The organism is Paraburkholderia piptadeniae (assembly GCF_900007165.1).
Taxonomy (GTDB): domain Bacteria; phylum Pseudomonadota; class Gammaproteobacteria; order Burkholderiales; family Burkholderiaceae; genus Paraburkholderia; species Paraburkholderia piptadeniae.
The window spans coordinates 30,951-48,161 of record NZ_CYGY02000045.1 but is presented as its reverse complement, the minus strand read 5'-3'; the positions used below and the strand labels follow the sequence as shown (position 1 = coordinate 48,161).

Sequence of the window (17,211 nt, the reverse complement as noted above, 5' to 3'; positions counted from 1 at the left end):
CACACCGCCAATACTTGACCATTACCCACGGGCTCTCAACGTCCCCGTGTTTCGCGCGGCAATGTGCTTGCCTATGTCGGCTGCCAACGCCCTGGCTAAACGCCTCACCCGCCTCACCCGCTTCACGCGCGTGTGGCAGGTCTAAGGGTATCGAATGTTTCAGCGCCCCATTTCGGTAGTGAATGAGGTTGCTGTGTCGTACAGGACACCGCACTTGTAGCCGCATCGCGTAGCGAGGGTGTCCCGTGCGGTGCGAAGACCTACACACAGTTTGCCGCAAAGGGGCTTGGGAATATTCGATGTCGTGGGCCGCAGTTCGGATGCATGATGCAGGTGAGGCATTTGATCAGCGCGTTGGCAACGCAAATGGACCGGTGTGCTGCCGTGCGAACGGTGGGGACGTTGAGAGCCCGTGGGTAAAGGTCAAGGACTGGCGGTGTGAGCGGCTTTCTTTTGCCTACTTTTCTTTGCCGCTGCAAAGAAAAGTAGGTGCCGCCCCGCACAGGGGCAACGCCCGCGCCGCGAGGCGCATCGCGGATGCCAACGCAAGGGCAAAAACACCACAATAAAAGGCCGTCGCAGACACAAACCGCGGATGCCGGCGGTAAGCCCAAAAAGCAAACAGCGTCGCAGACAGAGAAGAAGAGAAGGCCACATCCATGATCCATGAAACAGTAATCACGACAGCGGCAAGCAACGGCCACCCCCACGTGGCGCCGATGGGTGTGCGCTTCGAGCATGGACTCGCGATCCTGGCCCCGTTCAGACCGTCGAAAACGCTCGACAACATCCTCGAAACCCACGCCGCCGTCATCAACTTCACGACCGACGTGCGCGTCTTCGCAGGCTGCGTGACGGGCGCGCAGCGCGACTGGCCGATCCGCGCCGCGAGCCGCGTCGCCAGTGTGCGGCTGCAGCAATCGCTCGCGCACACCGAGTTGCTGCTCGACCACATGACCGACGATCCGCAACGCCCCGTGCTGCACATGCGTTGCGTGCACAGCGAAACGCACGCGCCGTTCGGCGGCTTCAACCGCGCGCAGGCGGCCGTCGTCGAAGGCGCGATTCTGGTGAGCCGCCTCTTCATGCTGCCCGCCGACAAGGTCGACCACGAAATGGCCTATCTGCAGATCGCCATCGACAAAACGGCCGGCCCCGATGAACTCACCGCGTGGCAATGGATCACGGATGCCGTCGAACGCTTTCGCGCAACAGGCACCGCGTCGGAGTCGGGAAAAAGCAGCGCGCCCGCGCCGTCGCACGCCGGCACGACGTGATGCCGCCATCCACGCATTGCCCCCGCATCGCCCTTTCGGAGACTTCGATGACCGCATTGCTCGCCAGCGTTCGCTCGACGGAAGAAGCGCTCGACGCCGCCGCTGCCGGCGCCGACCTGATCGACCTGAAGGAACCGCTCGAAGGCGCGCTGGGCGGCGTGCGCACCGACGATCTCTGGCGCATCGCGCATGCGCTGCGCGCGCGCTACCCGGTCAAGCCGATCAGCGCGACGATCGGCGACCTGCCGCCCGATGCGCTCGACACGATCGCGGCGCGCGTCGCCGAAGTCGGCGATGCAGGCGTGGACTTCGTGAAAGTCGGCGTCATGCCGGGGCCGCATGCGCGCGCGTGTCTGACGCACCTCGCCGGTCTGGACGCGACCGTGCTTCCCGTGCTGCTGTCCGACGACGGTATCGATGCGTCGCTCGTCGACCATGCGGCGACACTCGGCTTCGAAGGCATCGTCTTCGATACGGCAGGCAAGATGGGGCGCACGCTTTTCGACTGCATCGACGGCGCGACGCTCGCGCGTTACATCGCGACGATACGCGCATCGGGCGCGATGGCATGCATCGCGGGCTCGCTAGGCTGGCCGCAACTCGATCAGATCCGCACGCTCGCGCCCGACGTCGCCGGATTTCGCACGGCGCTTTGCGAAAACGGCCGCACGTCGCGGCTCGATCCGCGCCGCGTCGCGCAATGGGCGGACGCGCTTCATCACGCCGCGCCGAGCGCTGCCGCGTGACGTGATGCGTATGCGTACGCGCGCCGTACCCGCGCGGCGCCGACACAGACGCTCAAACCGCCGACGCAATGTGATGCGTGCGCACGCGCACCGTACCGCCGCAGCGCCGGCACACACGCTCAAAACCGCTCAAACCGCCGACGCATTCAGCAGCCGCTCGCGCACCAGCGCGACATCCGTCTTGCTGAACAGTTCGACCTCGTAGTTCGCCTCTTTTACGTAGTGGACGAAGCTCGGATCGACCACGCCCTTCGACGCGAGCGTGACGAGCGGCACGCCCTCGCCGACGGGGCACGACTTGACGACCATCAGGCGCTCGGCGTTCAGCGTCGTCGACAGCCATGCGGCGAGGCTGTCGGACGTCGTGTCCCAGTTGGTCATCGAATCGGGTGTGACGCGCATCAGGCACACGGGCATCCACACGGCGACCTTGCCCTTGCGCAACGCGCGCCGGATCAGCTCCTCGTTCGTCGCGAGCACGAGATCGGGTAGGACGGCCTGCATGAGAAGCGCGTATTGCGTCATCGCGAGCAGACACATGTTGTGCGCGGCGAGATCGTCGAATTGCCATTCCTGCTGATACGCGCGCACGCTGTCCGCAAAGTCCCCGCCGCCGGGCACGATCACGACGCGCCCGCCGCCGACTTCCCAAAGCTGCGTGAGCCAGTCCCGCAGCGACGGGTCGTGACTCAGGCTTCCCCCGATCTTCACCACCCACATGTCCGTTACCTCGCTCTCGTTCGACTCCACGGCGGCGTTTGCGCCGCGCTGATGGCCCCCCGCCGATGGCCCCCGCTGATACCCGTCCGCGCCCCACAACGCGTCACCCGTTCGATCCCGCGAAGTCCGCATGCGGCCACGCGTGTCGCGCTACGATGCGCAGCACATGCAGCAAAGCCGCGCACGCTCGCGGAAACATTCACGCGGCGCGCGTCGACGCCCGCCGCTGCGCGAGCCCGTTCGCCATCAGCAATGCGACGGCCACGCTCGGCGCGCACGTCGCGATCCATTCGGCGGCGTGCTCTGGCGCGCTCGCCGCCGTGCGCGCGAGCGTGCCGAAGTCCACGTATTCACGCGCATTCGCACGCGCCAGCGACGCCGCCAGAAATCTCCCGCATCCCGCGCCGACGATGGGCGCCCCGTGCAACGACGGATGCGCTTCACACACCTGCGCGAAACTCGCGCCGACCGCTTGCAACTGCGCGTCGCGCCAAGCCAACGCGAACTCGCGCCATTCGTGCTCGGGCGCATCGGCGGCGTCGCGGCCGATCATCCGCGCGAGCCGCGCGCAACTCGCGGCCACCGTCTTCGGACCGTTGTCCGCGCTCGCATGCTGATCGTGCGGCGGCCATAGCTCGCCCGTCAGCCGGTAGACGTCGGCGCTCGTCGCGAACCATTCGTTCATCACGCCCGTCGTCTCGCCGCGAAACGCGATCCGGTGCGCGATGCCGCACAGCGGCGTGCGCACGACGCCGTGATACGCGAGCTCGCCCGTCGCGAGCCGGCCCGCATCGTTGGAGCCGCGCGCCGCGACGCGCCCGGCTACGACGGGCACGATATCCGTCGTCGTGCTGCCGATGTCGATCAGCACACAGTCGCGCATGCGCGTCGCGACGTATTGCGCCGTCGCGAGCCAGTTCGCCGATGCCACCGCTCGCCATTGCGTGACGCTGTACGCGGCGTCGAGCCAGCCAGAAGCGCCCGCAAAGAAAACCGTTGCGTTGCCGATGCGTGCGGCGAGCGCATCGACGATCGCGCGCACGCCGTGCTCGCGGTCCGCGAACAGGTCGACCATCTCGCCCGTCATCGTCACCGCATGGCGCGAGCGCGCGTGAAACGCATCGGGCCAGCGCGCCGCCACATCGTCGATCGCGCGATACAGGTGTTCCAGCCCCTGCCACAGCGGACAGGCCCATTGCGCGATATCGGCGACGGCACCCGACGCGTCGACGCGCGACACCTTCACGTGCGCGCCGCCGACATCCCAGCCGAAGATCGCGAATTCTCTCGAAGCAGAGGACGCGCTCATGTTCCCGTTCCGCAAGTGAAGAGAGCGTTGTCGGCAGCAGGACGGGCACGGACATACAGGCCGTGCGCCGCGAGCACGTCGGCCGCGAGATTACGGCCCAGCCGCGCGGACTGACCCGCATACGCGACCGTCGCGCGCGGATTCACTTCGATGACGACAGGGCCACGGCTCGGGTGCCACACGACGTCGATCCCGGCGAACCCGCGCAGCCCCGGCAACGCGGCCGCGACCTGCTGCGCGAGCGCATCGAGCGCGCGGCCTTGCGCGCCGTGGTGGTCGATGCAGCCGATCTCCACGCCTTCGAAGCCGACGACCCGCCCAGGATGCCCCGCCACGGCCGCCGCGACGCCGATGCGCTGACGGTTGATGCTGACGAGTGTCGTGCGCGATGTATCGCAGCCATCGCAGATCAGCGACACGCTCAGCGGATCGCCGTCCACCCATTCCTGAAGCACCGTGTCGCGCCCCGCTGCGCAGCGCGCCGCATATTCGGCGCGCGCGCCGTCCGCATCGTCGAACACATGCGTATCGAGACCACCCGCGCCGTCGTCGGGCTTGACGACCCAGCGCCGCTGCGTGTGCGCGTCGATCTGCGCGGCTTCGAGTGCGGGCGTCACGGCGATGCCGCGCGACGCGAGGCGCTGCGCCGTCGCGCGCTTGCTCGATGCGAGCGCGATCGCTTCCTTCGTGCAGCCGATCCAGCGCTGGGGACCGACGGCATCGGCGAGATCGAGCATCAGGCCGTCGCACTCCGGCGCGACGATCCACGCATAGTCGTGCTCGCGCGCGGCGCGCCCGACGAATTCGAGCATCGTTTCGCCGGGTTTCGCGCGGCAATGCGCGACGCCGTCGTCGACGGTTTCGAAGCGCGAACTGGCGAAGCTCACCTGCACGCCTTCGAGCTGCCGCAGATCGCCGACAATCGCATCGCGCATCATGCGTCCTTCGACGACGAGCGCGCTCAGGTCCGCGAGACTGCTGTTGTCCACGAACTGCCGGTCGATGCCGCCGCCGGTGAGATACTCATAAACCCAGATCTTCATCAAGGAACGTCTCCGCATGCAGGTGATCCCGGTACTCGATCTGCTCGACGCTCACGCGGTGCACGCGATACGCGGCGACCGCGCGAACTATCGGCCCATCCAGTCTTCCCTTTGCGCGACGAGCGAACCGCTCGCCGTCGCCCGCTCGCTGCTCGCCGCGAGCCGCGCGCGTGTACTGTACGTCGCCGACCTGGGCGCGATCATGTCACGCGATGCCGACCCATCGACGCTCGCCACACTTGCCACGAGCCTCGCCGATCCTCACAGCCAGCGTGACCCGCAACGCGCGCCGCTCGAAATCTGGCTCGACGCCGGCTATGCCGACTTCCCGTCGATGCTCGACCACTTCGCGCGCATCGCTTCCGCTGTCGGCTCCACATTCGAGCGCGAGGCGATTGCGCGCATCGTGCCCGTGTTCGGCTCCGAATCGCTGCGCTCGCCGGACGCGTTGCGTGAAGCCGAAGCGGCCGGCCATGCGCCCATCCTGTCGCTCGATCATCGCGGCGGCCAGCTGATCGCGGCCCCCGACATCGCGGATGCGCTTCGTTCGCCGTCGACATGGCCTTCGCGCGTGATCGTGATGACGCTCGATCAGGTCGGCGCCGATGCAGGCCCCGACCTCGACACCTTCGACGCGATCCGCGCACAAGCAGGCCAGCGAACGCTGATCGGCGCGGGCGGCATCCGTCATCGCGGCGATCTCGATGCAGCGGCACGCAGCGGCGCCGATGCATGGCTGGTCGCATCGGCGCTTCATGACGGCAGGCTCATCGAAACGCTTGCAACTCGCGCACGGTGAACGCGGACGCTTCGGCGTGAACCGCGAAACAATATCCATGCCACGCGGACCGCGTTGCAGCAACGGCGTGTGTCGTCTGCACATTGCGCGCCGTGGTGTCCCGAAGTGACACACTGTTGCAGCGCGGAGCACATACTGTGCTGCGCGCCGCAGGCCGCGCGAAACGCGGAACCGCTTCATTCGCTGAACGTATGTGCTCGCGTTCGACCGTTCGAGCCGCTACGCCAAAAAGCGCGAGACGCATAAGGTCCATCGGCAAGCACCGCGAAAAACGCTAACGCGCACGCACGTGTTGCGCCACGCGAGCCGCCCCTCATCTCATGCGCGCACGACGCGCGGGATACGGGAAATCGGCACGGACCTTGCTGAACGGGTCTTCATGCACGAGTCCAACTCCCACGTCACGAATGCCAATGCGGCCTCGCCCGCCGATGGGCCATTGCCGTTCCCCGCGGCGACGACCGACTGGACCTGCCCGTTCTGCCCGCTGCTGTGCGACGACATCGAGGTCCATCCTGGCAACGACGGGACGCTCACGGCGCCTTTCACCGATTGCCCGCGCCTCGCGCACGCGCTGACGCGCTACGACGCAAGCGACAACGTGTGCTCGCCTTCGATCGACGGCACGCCCGCATCGCTCGATGCCGCGCTCGACGAAGCCGTCACGGTGCTCGCCCGATCGCGCCGCCCGCTGTTCGGCTGCGCGACGGACATTGCGGGAACGCGCGCGCTCTATGCGCTTGCGGCCGGCTGCGGCGCCATCGTCGATTCGTTGCAGGGCGACGCGATGACGGCCGCGACGCTCGCGTTGCAGGATCGCGGCGCGTTCTTCACGACTCTCTCGGAAGTGCGCTCGCGCGCGGACCTGCTCGTCGTCTTCGGCTGCGAGCCGGCCGCGCGGCATCCGCGCTTTTATGAGCGCATCGCGAGCGGCACGGCGATGCAGCGCGAGATACGCTTCGTCGGCTGCGAAGTCGATCCCGTCGCGAGCCGCCTCGACGACGCGCGCGCCGGTTCGATTCTTTCCGCCGCGTCGCTGCACGATGTGCTCGCGCTGTGGTCGGCGATCGCCGAAGGCCGCAAGCCCGAAGCGCTCGAAGACGGCACAGGCATCGCGACCGAGCTTGCGTCGCTGATGGCGCGCATACACGAGGCGCGCTACACGGCATTCGTGATCGAACCCGCCGCTTTACCGCATCCGCATGCGGCGCTGCCGATCGAAGCGCTGCACCGTATCGTCAAGGCGATCAACCGGACGAGCCGCGCCGGCGTGCTGACGCTCGGCGGCGCGGACGGCGCATTGAGCGTCAATCAGGCGGTCACATGGCTGTCGGGCTTTCCGTTGCGCACGCGCGTGTCGAAGCCCGACCGGCTGTCCGGCACGCCGCCGCTCGATCACGATCCGTATCGCTATCGGATGGCGCGCCTGCTTGCGGCGGGCGAACTGGACGCGCTGTTGTGGATAGCGAGCTTCGAGCCGCATGCGCTGCCCGCCGAACTGCGCGACGATGTGCCCGTCGTCGTGCTCGGCGCGCCCACGCTCGCATCGTCGATCGCGTCGCGCGGCGCGAAGACCGTGTTCATTCCCGTCGCTACGCCGGGTATCGACAGCGACGGGCATCTGTTTCGCGTCGATGCGTCCGTTGTCGTGCCGCTGCATCCCGCGCGGAACATTGCGCTGCCCAGCGTCGCGACGATTGCGGCGCGCCTCGCCGATGACCTCGCCGCGCGCGCCGCGTTGACGCGGAGGCCGTCATGAGCATCTCGCGACTGCGGGGCGGCCGCCTCTACGATCCCGCGAACGGCATCGACGGCGAAGTGCGCGACCTGTATATCCGCGACGGCCGCATCGTCGCGCCGCCCGCCGATGGCGCCGTCGACGTGGACTACGACGCGCAAGGCATGATCGTGATGGCGGGCGGCATCGATCTGCACTCGCACATCGGCGGCGGCAAGACGAACCTGTCGCGGCTCCTGCTGCCCGAAGACCATCGCGACGACGCGCCGCGCGACGCCTCGTATGAAGCCGTGCAGGACGAACAGGGCCGCTATCTGCGCATGCCGTCGTGCGGCATCTGCACGCCGGGCACGCTCGCCACCGGCTATCGCTATGCGGAGATGGGCTACACGGCTGCATTCGAGCCCGCGATGATCGCGTCGAATGCACGCCATGCGCATCTGGAAATGGGCGACACGCCGATCATCGACCACGGCGCTTACGTGATGCTCGGCAACGACGAGCTGTTCTTGCAGATGCTCGCCGCGAAGGACGACTTCGAGCGCCTGCGCGATTACGTCGGCTGGACGATGCACGCGAGCCGCGCGCTCGGCGTGAAGGTGGTCAATCCCGGCGGCATTTCGGCGTTCAAGTTCAACCAGCGCTCGCTCGATGTCGATGAGGCGCACGCGCACTACGGCATCACGCCGCGCGACGTATTGCGCACGCTGACGCGCGCGCTCACGGAACTGCGCGTGCCGCATCCGTTGCACGTGCATGCGAGCAACCTCGGCGTGCCGGGCAATATCGATTCGACGATCGCGACGATGGATGCCGCCGACGGCCTGCCCATCCATCTGACGCACATCCAGTTCCATAGCTACGGCACGGAAGGTCCGCGCAAGTTTTCGTCGGGAGCGCGCGCAATCGCGGAGGCCGCCAACGCACGGCCCAACGTGTCGATCGACGTCGGCCAGATCATTTTCGGGCAGACGGTCACGGCATCCGGCGACACGATGATGCAGTTCAAGAACGCGCCGCTCGCGAGGCCGCACAAGTGGATCGTCGGCGATATCGAATGCGATGCCGGCTGCGGCGTGGTGCCGTTCCGCTATCGCGAGCAAAGCTATGTGAACGCGCTGCAATGGATCATCGGGCTGGAGATTTTCCTGCTAGTGAACGACCCGTGGCGCGTGTCGATGACGACCGATCATCCGAACGGCGGCCCGTTCACGAGCTATCCGCATCTGATTCGCCTGCTGATGGACAAGCCGTTCCGCGACGCGCAACTCGATCGGCTGCATCCCGAAGCGAAAGTCGCGAGCGCGCTACAGGAATTGAAGCGCGAGTACTCGCTGTACGAGATTGCGATCGTCACGCGCGCGGGCCCTGCGCGATTGCTCGGCCTGAAGGATCGAGGCCATCTCGGGCCGGGCGCCGCCGCCGACATCGCCGTCTATCCCGACGACGCCGACCGCGAGCGGATGTTCACGTCGCCCGCGTATGTGTTCAAGGACGGCCAGCTGGTCGCGCGCGACGGCAATCTCGTGTCGACGCCGACGGGCGGCATCCACTTCGTCTCCCCCGATTTCGACAGGAGCATCGAAACGACGCTGCGCCAGTACAGCGAAGCGAATCTGGCCACCAATTTCGCCCATGCCGCGATCAGCGACGACGAAATTTGCGCGTGCTGCCGCGGCGGACGGCTGTTGCCCGTCGCGTGCTTCGCGCGGGCATGAGGTTCAGAGCGGACCAACGCGCGATGCAGATCAACGACACCCTGATCGACGACACGTTCGCGGAAGCCTTCCCGATGAAGGCGACGCGGCTCGTCATCACCGCGCACACGCCGCGCTGGGCGCGCGCGGCGGCCGATTCGCTGACGGGCTTCGCGACGTCGGTGATCGACTGCGGCTGCGAGGCGGGCATCGAGCACGAAATCCCCGCCGACGCCACGCCCGACGGCCGGCCCGGCGTCTCGGTGCTGATCTTCGCGGTGTCGTCGAAGGAACTGGCGAAGCAGATCGTGCGACGCGTCGGCCAATGCGTGCTGACGTGCCCGACGACGGCCGTCTACAACGGCATCGATCCGCGCGCGCCGCTGTCGGACGCCGCGCCGCTCGGCGGCTCGCTGCGCTTTTTCGGCGACGGCTGGCAGATTTCGAAAATGCTGAACGGCGTGCGCTACTGGCGCGTGCCCGTGATGGACGGCGAATTCGTCTGCGAGGAAACGGTGCAGACCGTGAAGGCCGTCGGCGGCGGCAATCTGCTGCTGCTCGCGCGCGATCTCGACAGCGCACTGGGGGCAGCGGAAGCCGCCGTCGCCGCGATGCATCGTCTTTCCAACGTAATCACGCCGTTTCCTGGCGGCGTCGTGCGTTCGGGATCGAAGATCGGGTCGAAATACAAAGGCGCGGTCGCGTCGACGAACGATGCGTTTTGTCCGACGTTGATCGGCTTGTCGCATCGCAGCGAACTCGATGCGCAGACCGGCTGCGTGCTCGAAATCGTGATCGACGGATTGACGGATGCCGACGTGGGCGCCGCAATGACAGCGGGCATCGACGCGGCATCGGCAGCAGGCAGTGGTGTCGTGCGCATTTCCGCCGGGAACTATGGCGGCAAGCTCGGGCCCTATCATTTCAGGCTGCGCGAACTGGCCGCGGGCATTGTGCAGCGCGAAACGGGCGGCACGTCGGGCGGCACGACGGACGGCAAGTCGCGCGGCGCGACGAATGCCGCGAAGGACGGCGCGCCATGACCGCGATCACGTTGCGCGTGAAGGACGCGCCGGGCTTTCGCGTCGACGGCTCGCCGCTGCTGCCGTCGGCGTTGTCGGCACTGTCGGGCGAGGCGATCGAGCGGCTCCTGCTGTCCGCCGGCAACGAAGCGTTTGCGATCGGCGATCTGTTCGACGTTTCGCTCGCGACGAACGATGCGCCAGCGCGCGTCGTGATCGAAGGCGATGCGCGCTGGCTGGACGGCATCGGCGCGCATCTCGATGCGGGCAGCGTGCGCGTGACGGGTCCAGTCGGCGATTACGCCGGCTTGCGAATGACGGGCGGCACGCTCGACATCGAGGGCGACGCGGGGCATTTCACCGGCTGCGAGATGAGCGGCGGGCGTCTGACGGTCGAGGGCCACAGCGGCGATTTCGTCGCGGGCGCGCGGCCAGGCGGAATGGAAGGCATGACGGGCGGCACGCTGATCGTCGCGGGCAACGCGGGCGCGCGCCTCGCCGACCGGATGCGGCGCGGCACCGTGCTGATCGGCGGCGATACGGGCGATTACGCGGCGTCGCGGCTCGTCGCCGGCACGATCGGCATCGCTGGCCGTCTGGGTGCACACTATGGCTATGGCATGCGGCGCGGCACACTGTTGCTGCTGCAACGGCCGGAGCGCGTGCCGCCAACCTTTACGGCAGGCGGGCGCGGCTTCGACGTGTTCTGGTCGCTGCTCGCGCGCGCGCTGGCCGCGCAATGCAGCGAGATGGCTTCTGCATCTGCGTTAATGAAGCGACGGCTTACGCCCTTTGCAGCGCTCGATGCGCACCGGCTGCCGCGGCGCTACGCGGGCGATCTTGCCGTCGATGGCCGCGGCGAACTGCTGATCGTCGAATAATGCGGACGCCGCAGAATGATCGAGGGAACCGACATCATGAACGCCACACGCTCGACCGACGTCGCGCGCACGGAAAGGGAAGCGCCAGCGCGCTACCCGATGCCGCTGATCGTGCTGCACTGGCTGATCGCGTTCGGCATCATCGCGATGCTCGCGATCGGCCTGTACATGGTTGGCTTGCCGCGCGGCCTGCCCTTCAAGGCCACGCTGATCAACCTTCACAAGTCGCTTGGCTTGACGATTTTCCTGCTGGTGCTGATCCGCATCGGAGTTCTCATGGTATCCGGCAGGCCGCCGTTGCCGCCGATGCGAGCGTGGCAACGCGCCGCCGCGAGCGCCACGCAGGTTCTTTTATACGTTGCGATGATCGCGATGCCGGTGACGGGCTATCTGGGCTCGTCGTTCAACACGTACGGCACGCGCTTCTGGGGACTCCTGCTGCCGAAATGGGGCTGGGACGACAAGCCGATGCGCGAGTTGTGGTTCGGCATTCATGAGATCGTCGCATGGATCTTCATCGTCATGATCGCGCTGCACGTCGCGGGCGCGATCAAGCATCAGCTGATCGACCGCGACGGACTGTTGCGCAGGATGCTGCCATGACGGCGATGACACTCGACGCTCATCGATCGAAGCGCCTTTTCACGACCTGTTCAGGAGCGCGCGGACAATGAAGATCAAGGTGCTCGGTTCGTCGGCGGGCGGTGGCTTTCCGCAATGGAACTGCAACTGCCACAACTGCGACGGCGTGCGCAAAGGGACGCTCAATGCGCGGCGGCGCACGCAGTCGTCGATTGCCGTCAGCGTCGACGGCATCGCGTGGCTGCTCGTGAACGCGTCGCCCGATATCCTCGCGCAAATTGCCGCGAATCCGGAGATGCAGCCTGCGCGCCACGCGCGCGACACGGGCATCGCCGCCGTGCTGCTGATGGATGCGCAGATCGATCACGTGACGGGCCTGCTGATGCTGCGCGAAAACAGCGCGCCGCTTCCGCTGCATGCGACCGGGGCCGTGTGGCAGGACCTGTCGACGGGATTTCCGATCGTCTCGATCCTGTCGCACTACTGCGGCACCGAGCGCCACACGATCGCGCTCGATGCCGGCCCGTTTGAAATCGGCGCGCTGCCGGGCTTGCGCATCGAAGCGCTGCCGCTGTCGAGCAAGGCGCCGCCCTACTCGCCGCATCGCGCGGCGCCCGAGCGCGGCGACAACATCGGCTTGATGCTCACCGCGCCCGATTCGGGCAAGCGCGTGTTCTACGCGCCCGGCCTCGGCGTGCTAGAACCGCACATCCGCGAGGCGATGCGCAGCGCCGATCTGCTGCTCGTCGACGGCACGCTGTGGACGAGCGACGAAATGATCGAACTGCGCCTGTCGAAAAAAACGGCCGCCGACATGGGTCATCTCGCGCAAACGGGCGCGGGCGGCATGATCGACGTGCTGGATTCGCTCGATAGGCCGAACGCGCGAAAGGTGCTAATACATATCAACAACACGAACCCGATTCTGATCGACGACGGTCCCGAGCGGCGCATCCTCGCGCAGCACGGCATCGAAGTCGCGCACGACGGGATGCTGTTCGAACTGTAGGCGGCGCAAACAGCCGATCCAGACCGAGAAACGGAGAAGCGATCGATGAGGCTCACGAGCGATACCGGCCCCGCATGGACCCGCGAAGAATTCGAAGCGCAGTTGCGCGCGAAGGGTCAGGCGTATCACATTCATCACCCGTTCAACGTGAAGATGAACAGCGGCGGTTGCTCGCGCGAGCAGATTCGCGGCTGGGTCGCGAACCGCTTCTACTATCAGATCAATATTCCGCTGAAGGATGCCGCGATTCTCTCCAATTGCCCCGACCGCCCGACGCGCCGCCGCTGGGTGCTGCGCATTCTCGATCACGACGGCTACGGCGACGACGAAGGCGGCATCGAAACGTGGGCGCGCCTGGGCGATGCCGTCGGGTTATCACGCGGCGAATTGTGGTCGCTCGAACATGTGGTGCCCGGCGTGCGCTTCGCCGTCGACGCGTATGTGAACTTCGCACGGCGCGCGCCGTGGCAGGAAGCCGTTTGCTCGTCACTGACGGAAATCTTCGCGCCGCAGATTCATAAGGACAGGCTATCCACGTGGCCCGATCACTATCCGTGGATCAAGCCCGAAGGACTCGCGTATTTCCGCTCGCGCATCTCGCTCGCGCAACGCGATGTCGAACATGGACTCGCCGTCACGCTCGATCACTTCCGCACGCGCGAGCAACAGGAACGCGCGCTCGACATCCTGCAGTTCAAGCTCGACATTCTGTGGACCATGCTCGACGCGATCGAAAAGGCTTTCCCCGCATGAATACGCCCACGAACACTCCGCACGACAGCGCCGCGCAAGGTGGTGAAAAGCGCGGCCCGAAGCTCAGCAGCCTGTTTCGTCTGCAATGGGAACCGGCGCAGAATGCGCATGTGCTGCTGTACCCTGAGGGCATGGTGAAGCTGAACCAGAGCGCCGCGCAAATCCTGTTGCGTTGTGACGGCACGCGCGACATGCCGACGCTCGTCGCGGAGCTCGAACAGGCGTTCAACGCGACGGGACTCGCGCCCGAAGTCCAGGCATTCGTCGACCACGCGCGCTCGCGTGGCTGGCTGGAGTGACAGCATGAGCGATCTCGCGATTGCAGAACGGCAGCAGGGGCAGCAGGCGGCGCGCGGCGACGTCGGGCCGCCGTTGTGGCTGCTGGCGGAATTGACGTACCGCTGTCCGCTGCATTGCGCGTTCTGCTACAACCCGGTCGACTACACCCGCCAACGCGACGAGCTGAGCACCGCGCAATGGATCGGCGTATTGCGCGAGGCGCGCAAGCTCGGCGCCGCGCAGCTCGGCTTTTCAGGCGGCGAGCCGCTGATGCGCGACGATCTCGAAGAACTCGTCGCCGAAGCGCACAAGCTCGGCTTCTACACGAACCTGATCACATCGGGCGTCGGCCTGACGGATGCGCGGCTCGACGTGCTCAAGGCGAACGGGCTCGATCACATCCAGTTGTCGTTTCAGGATTCGACCCAGGAGCTGAACGACTTTCTGAGCAGCACGCGTACGTTCGACCTGAAGAACCGCGTTGCGCGCTCGATCAAGGCACACGGCTTTCCGATGGTGCTCAACTGCGTGCTGCATCGCTACAACCTGCCGCACGTCGACAAGATCATCGACATGGCGCTCGCGATGGGCGCCGAATATCTCGAACTTGCGAACACGCAGTACTACGGATGGGCGCACACGAACCGCGCGCAACTGATGCCGACGGCCGAGCAGCTGCGCGAAGCGGAAGCCGTCGTCGAACGGTATCGTCGGGAGATCGGCAACCGCTGCAAGATCTTCTTCGTCGTGCCCGACTACTTCGAAACGCGGCCCAAGCGCTGCATGAACGGCTGGGGCTCGGTGTTCCTCGGCGTCGCACCCGATGGCGCCGCGCTGCCCTGCCATTCCGCGCGCTCGCTCCCCGGCCTCGCGTTTCCGAACGTGAAGGACATGCCGCTGGCCGACATCTGGTACGCGAGCGACGCATTCAACCGCTTTCGCGGCTTCGAATGGATGAAGGAGCCGTGCCGCAGCTGCGACGAAAAGACCAAAGACCTCGGCGGCTGCCGCTGCCAGGCGTATCTGCTGACACATGACGCCGCCAATGCCGATCCCGTCTGCGACAAGTCGGAGCATCACGAGCGGGTCGTGCAGGTCGTACGTGACGCGGCCAGACGTGGCGCGACGCTCGCACCCGACGAACAGCCCGTCATGTTCCGCAACGACGCGAATTCGCGGCAGTTCGCCGCTGACGCACAAAGCGGCGCGGAAAACGGTGCACATGGCGGCACACGCGCGGCAACGGGAACGACCACAACGACAACGCCCCCCCCAAAAGAGAGAACACGATCATGACGACGCCCGCCATCTCCGTGCTTCTCGTCGACGATCACGCCGTCGTGCGCGAAGGCTATCGACGTCTGCTCGAACTCAGCCCCGATGTGCGCGTCGCGGGCGAAGCGGCCGACGCGATGCAGGCTTACCAGCGCTTCTGCGCGTTGCAGCCGGATGTCGTCGTGATGGATCTTGCGTTGCCGGGCGCGAGCGGCATCGAAGCGATGCGCCGGATGCTCGCGCGCGAGCCCGAAGCGCGCGTGCTGATCTTCAGCGTGCACGAAGAGGCGCTTTTCGTGCGCCGCGCGTTCGATGCGGGCGCGAGCGGCTATGTGACGAAGGCGAGTGCGCCCGATGTGCTCGTCGAAGCGGTGCGCGCCGTCGCCCGACGCGTGCGCTATCTGAGCGCGGACGTATCGCACGCGCTCGCGTTGCGGACAATGTTCAACGAAGGGCCGCCGGGACGCCAGTTGTCCGCGCGCGAGTTCGAAGTGCTGCGTCTGCTCGTGCAGGGCTATACGCTGCCCGTGATCGCCGAGCGGCTCGGCCTGAGCCAGAAGACGATTGCGAACCATCAGTCGGCGATCCGGCAGAAGTTCGGCGCGAACAATGGCGTGCAGCTCGCGCAGATCGCGCAGCGCCTGGGGCTTCAGTTCTCCGAGCTCGCCTCGCCTCACGAGCTTTTCGGCTCGTCGGGTTCGATGGGAACACTCGGAGCGCTGGGCTCGGGCAGCACGACATGAGGCGGCACGCGAGCGCATAGCAGAAAGCCTCGTCCCGGCTCGCTCGCGACATGGAACTCGCCGCCGAGAGCCTCGACGCGCTCGCGCATGCCGACAAGACCTAGCCCCGCGCGAGGCTTCGACAGATCAGTGCCGGGGCCGTCGTCGGCGACCGTCACGACGACCGGGCCGCCGCGCTCGCCGTCCAGCGGCGCTCTCACCAGATAGATTTCGACGCTCGACTCGCGCGCGAACTTCGACACGTTCGTCAGCGCTTCCTGCACGAAGCGATAGAGCGTGATGTTGAGCGCATCGGTGAAGCCGTCGAAGTCGCCGTCGACGGTGAGCTTGAACGACGCATCGGGCAGGCGCTCGCGCCAGCCTTCGACGCAATGCTCGAGCGCGCTCGGCAAGCCGAGTTCGTCGAGGCCGATGGGCCGCAGCTTGCGGATCATGCAGCCGATCTGCCGATAGACGAAGCTCGCGCTTTGCATCACGGCAAGCGACGCGCGATGAATCTCGCCGCTATCCGCCGACAGATCGCGAATCCGCGCGGCATCGAGCGCGATTGCGTTCAGGTGTTGGCCCAGTTCGTCGTGCAACTCGCGCGCCAGATGACGGCGCTCCGCTTCCTGCGCTTCGATGCCCTCGCTCGCGAGACGCCGGTTGTCGGCGAGAAGCCGCGCGGCCTCCTCCTCCGCCGCGCGCCTGCGCAGCAATTCCCTTTGCGACTCCCTATAGCGCCGCCACGCGAACCACGCGCAGCCCGCCGCGAGCACGAACATCGTGACGGGCAGTTCGTCGAGCTGATAGCGCTCGGCATTGCGGGTCCATCGATAGGCAAGCTCGCTCACGTCGAACGTCGCGCACAACGCCCAGACGATCACCGTCAGCACCACGACGCACGAGAGCTCGATCGATGCGGCTGAGTGCGATTCTTTTGTGCGGCCTTGGTCGTGACTTTTCGCGTGACTTTTCGCGTGACTTTGCGCGTGGCCCGCCTTGCGCGGTGGCGTCGCGCGCGGCTGCGCGGCGGGCGCTTGCGTTGCGCTCGCCGCATCGGCTCGGCTGCCTGCTGCTTGCCGCGGGTCCGGCGCGGGGTTGGCCGGATTCACTGAAGAGAGGGCTTCGGGCATGAGCGTATCGATGGAAGCAGTGACTCATTCTACTCATCCGACGGGCGCTTTTCGCGTCGCCGATGCGGCAAGGAAGGCTTCCCGAAAGAATCGGGAAAGCTTCCCGGGCGGCAGGCGCCCTTCATATGCGACTCTGCATGGAACGGCAAACAAGGCAGAAAGCAGGCAACAAGCAGCAGAGAGGGCATTCATGCGCAGCCCGAACGATCTGCCACCGCCGATA

At 66.5% G+C, this 17,211-nt stretch carries 17 protein-coding genes; 13 read left to right on the top strand and 4 right to left on the bottom strand.

The window, feature by feature from the left end; translation table 11 throughout:
* Positions 1 to 659 precede the first annotated feature (659 nt).
* A complete protein-coding gene (locus tag BN2476_RS23035) occupies positions 660 to 1,277 on the top strand; it encodes a DUF447 domain-containing protein (RefSeq protein WP_087736465.1) in 618 nt (205 codons plus the stop codon).
* 47 nt (positions 1,278 to 1,324) lie between these two features.
* On the top strand, positions 1,325 to 2,023 hold the full coding sequence (locus BN2476_RS23030; RefSeq protein ID WP_087736464.1) for a (5-formylfuran-3-yl)methyl phosphate synthase: 699 nt from the start codon (positions 1,325 to 1,327) through the stop codon (positions 2,021 to 2,023).
* A gap of 129 nt (positions 2,024 to 2,152) precedes the next feature.
* On the opposite strand, the gene BN2476_RS23025 is transcribed toward BN2476_RS23030, so the two are convergent.
* The 3 genes from BN2476_RS23025 to BN2476_RS23015 form a co-directional block, all read right to left on the bottom strand.
* Positions 2,153 to 2,743 carry an amino acid kinase family protein gene (locus BN2476_RS23025; protein ID WP_087736475.1) on the bottom strand — a complete coding sequence of 197 codons (591 nt, stop codon included), beginning with the start codon at positions 2,741 to 2,743 and terminating at the stop codon, positions 2,153 to 2,155.
* Positions 2,744 to 2,942: 199 nt separating this feature from the next.
* Complete coding sequence (locus tag BN2476_RS23020) at positions 2,943 to 4,052, bottom strand: hydantoinase/oxoprolinase family protein (protein ID WP_087736463.1); 1,110 nt, start codon at positions 4,050 to 4,052, stop codon at positions 2,943 to 2,945.
* Positions 4,049 to 5,095, bottom strand: coding sequence for an ATP-grasp domain-containing protein (locus tag BN2476_RS23015; protein WP_087736462.1), 1,047 nt, complete (start codon positions 5,093 to 5,095; stop codon positions 4,049 to 4,051). Before BN2476_RS23015 ends, BN2476_RS23020 begins: the two co-directional genes overlap by 4 nt.
* A gap of 16 nt (positions 5,096 to 5,111) precedes the next feature.
* Here BN2476_RS23015 and BN2476_RS23010 point away from each other — a divergent pair, with 16 nt between their 5' ends.
* The 11 genes from BN2476_RS23010 (at position 5,112) to BN2476_RS22960 (ending at position 15,873) form a co-directional block, all read left to right on the top strand.
* Positions 5,112 to 5,894, top strand: coding sequence for a HisA/HisF-related TIM barrel protein (locus tag BN2476_RS23010; protein ID WP_087736461.1), 783 nt, complete (start codon positions 5,112 to 5,114; stop codon positions 5,892 to 5,894).
* 379 nt (positions 5,895 to 6,273) lie between these two features.
* Positions 6,274 to 7,653, top strand: coding sequence for a molybdopterin-binding domain-containing protein (locus BN2476_RS23005; RefSeq protein WP_173819651.1), 1,380 nt, complete (start codon positions 6,274 to 6,276; stop codon positions 7,651 to 7,653).
* Positions 7,650 to 9,350 (top strand): formylmethanofuran dehydrogenase subunit A, encoded by a 1,701-nt coding sequence (locus BN2476_RS23000; protein WP_087736460.1) that lies wholly within the window; start codon positions 7,650 to 7,652, stop codon positions 9,348 to 9,350. Before BN2476_RS23005 ends, BN2476_RS23000 begins: the two co-directional genes overlap by 4 nt.
* 23 nt (positions 9,351 to 9,373) lie before the next feature.
* Positions 9,374 to 10,372 carry a formylmethanofuran--tetrahydromethanopterin N-formyltransferase gene (fhcD, locus tag BN2476_RS22995; protein WP_235850930.1) on the top strand — a complete coding sequence of 333 codons (999 nt, stop codon included), beginning with the start codon at positions 9,374 to 9,376 and terminating at the stop codon, positions 10,370 to 10,372.
* Positions 10,369 to 11,232 carry a formylmethanofuran dehydrogenase subunit C gene (locus tag BN2476_RS22990; protein WP_087736459.1) on the top strand — a complete coding sequence of 288 codons (864 nt, stop codon included), beginning with the start codon at positions 10,369 to 10,371 and terminating at the stop codon, positions 11,230 to 11,232. Before fhcD ends, BN2476_RS22990 begins: the two co-directional genes overlap by 4 nt.
* Positions 11,233 to 11,268: 36 nt before the next feature.
* Positions 11,269 to 11,835 carry a cytochrome b gene (locus tag BN2476_RS22985; RefSeq protein ID WP_087736473.1) on the top strand — a complete coding sequence of 189 codons (567 nt, stop codon included), beginning with the start codon at positions 11,269 to 11,271 and terminating at the stop codon, positions 11,833 to 11,835.
* Between the two features lie 67 nt (positions 11,836 to 11,902).
* Positions 11,903 to 12,823 carry a pyrroloquinoline quinone biosynthesis protein PqqB gene (gene pqqB, locus BN2476_RS22980; RefSeq protein WP_087736458.1) on the top strand — a complete coding sequence of 307 codons (921 nt, stop codon included), beginning with the start codon at positions 11,903 to 11,905 and terminating at the stop codon, positions 12,821 to 12,823.
* A gap of 45 nt (positions 12,824 to 12,868) precedes the next feature.
* Positions 12,869 to 13,576 (top strand): pyrroloquinoline-quinone synthase PqqC, encoded by a 708-nt coding sequence (gene pqqC, locus BN2476_RS22975; protein WP_087736457.1) that lies wholly within the window; start codon positions 12,869 to 12,871, stop codon positions 13,574 to 13,576.
* Positions 13,573 to 13,875 (top strand): pyrroloquinoline quinone biosynthesis peptide chaperone PqqD, encoded by a 303-nt coding sequence (pqqD, locus tag BN2476_RS22970; RefSeq protein WP_087736456.1) that lies wholly within the window; start codon positions 13,573 to 13,575, stop codon positions 13,873 to 13,875. Before pqqC ends, pqqD begins: the two co-directional genes overlap by 4 nt.
* A 4-nt stretch (positions 13,876 to 13,879) precedes the next feature.
* Positions 13,880 to 15,151 (top strand): pyrroloquinoline quinone biosynthesis protein PqqE, encoded by a 1,272-nt coding sequence (pqqE, locus tag BN2476_RS22965; RefSeq protein ID WP_087736472.1) that lies wholly within the window; start codon positions 13,880 to 13,882, stop codon positions 15,149 to 15,151.
* Positions 15,148 to 15,873 carry a response regulator transcription factor gene (locus tag BN2476_RS22960; protein ID WP_087736455.1) on the top strand — a complete coding sequence of 242 codons (726 nt, stop codon included), beginning with the start codon at positions 15,148 to 15,150 and terminating at the stop codon, positions 15,871 to 15,873. Before pqqE ends, BN2476_RS22960 begins: the two co-directional genes overlap by 4 nt.
* Here BN2476_RS22960 and BN2476_RS22955 read toward each other — a convergent pair.
* Positions 15,804 to 16,988, bottom strand: a complete 1,185-nt coding sequence (locus BN2476_RS22955) for an ATP-binding protein (RefSeq protein WP_235850929.1) — start codon at positions 16,986 to 16,988, stop codon at positions 15,804 to 15,806. The genes BN2476_RS22960 and BN2476_RS22955 overlap by 70 nt on opposite strands.
* Positions 16,989 to 17,211: the final 223 nt, after the last annotated feature.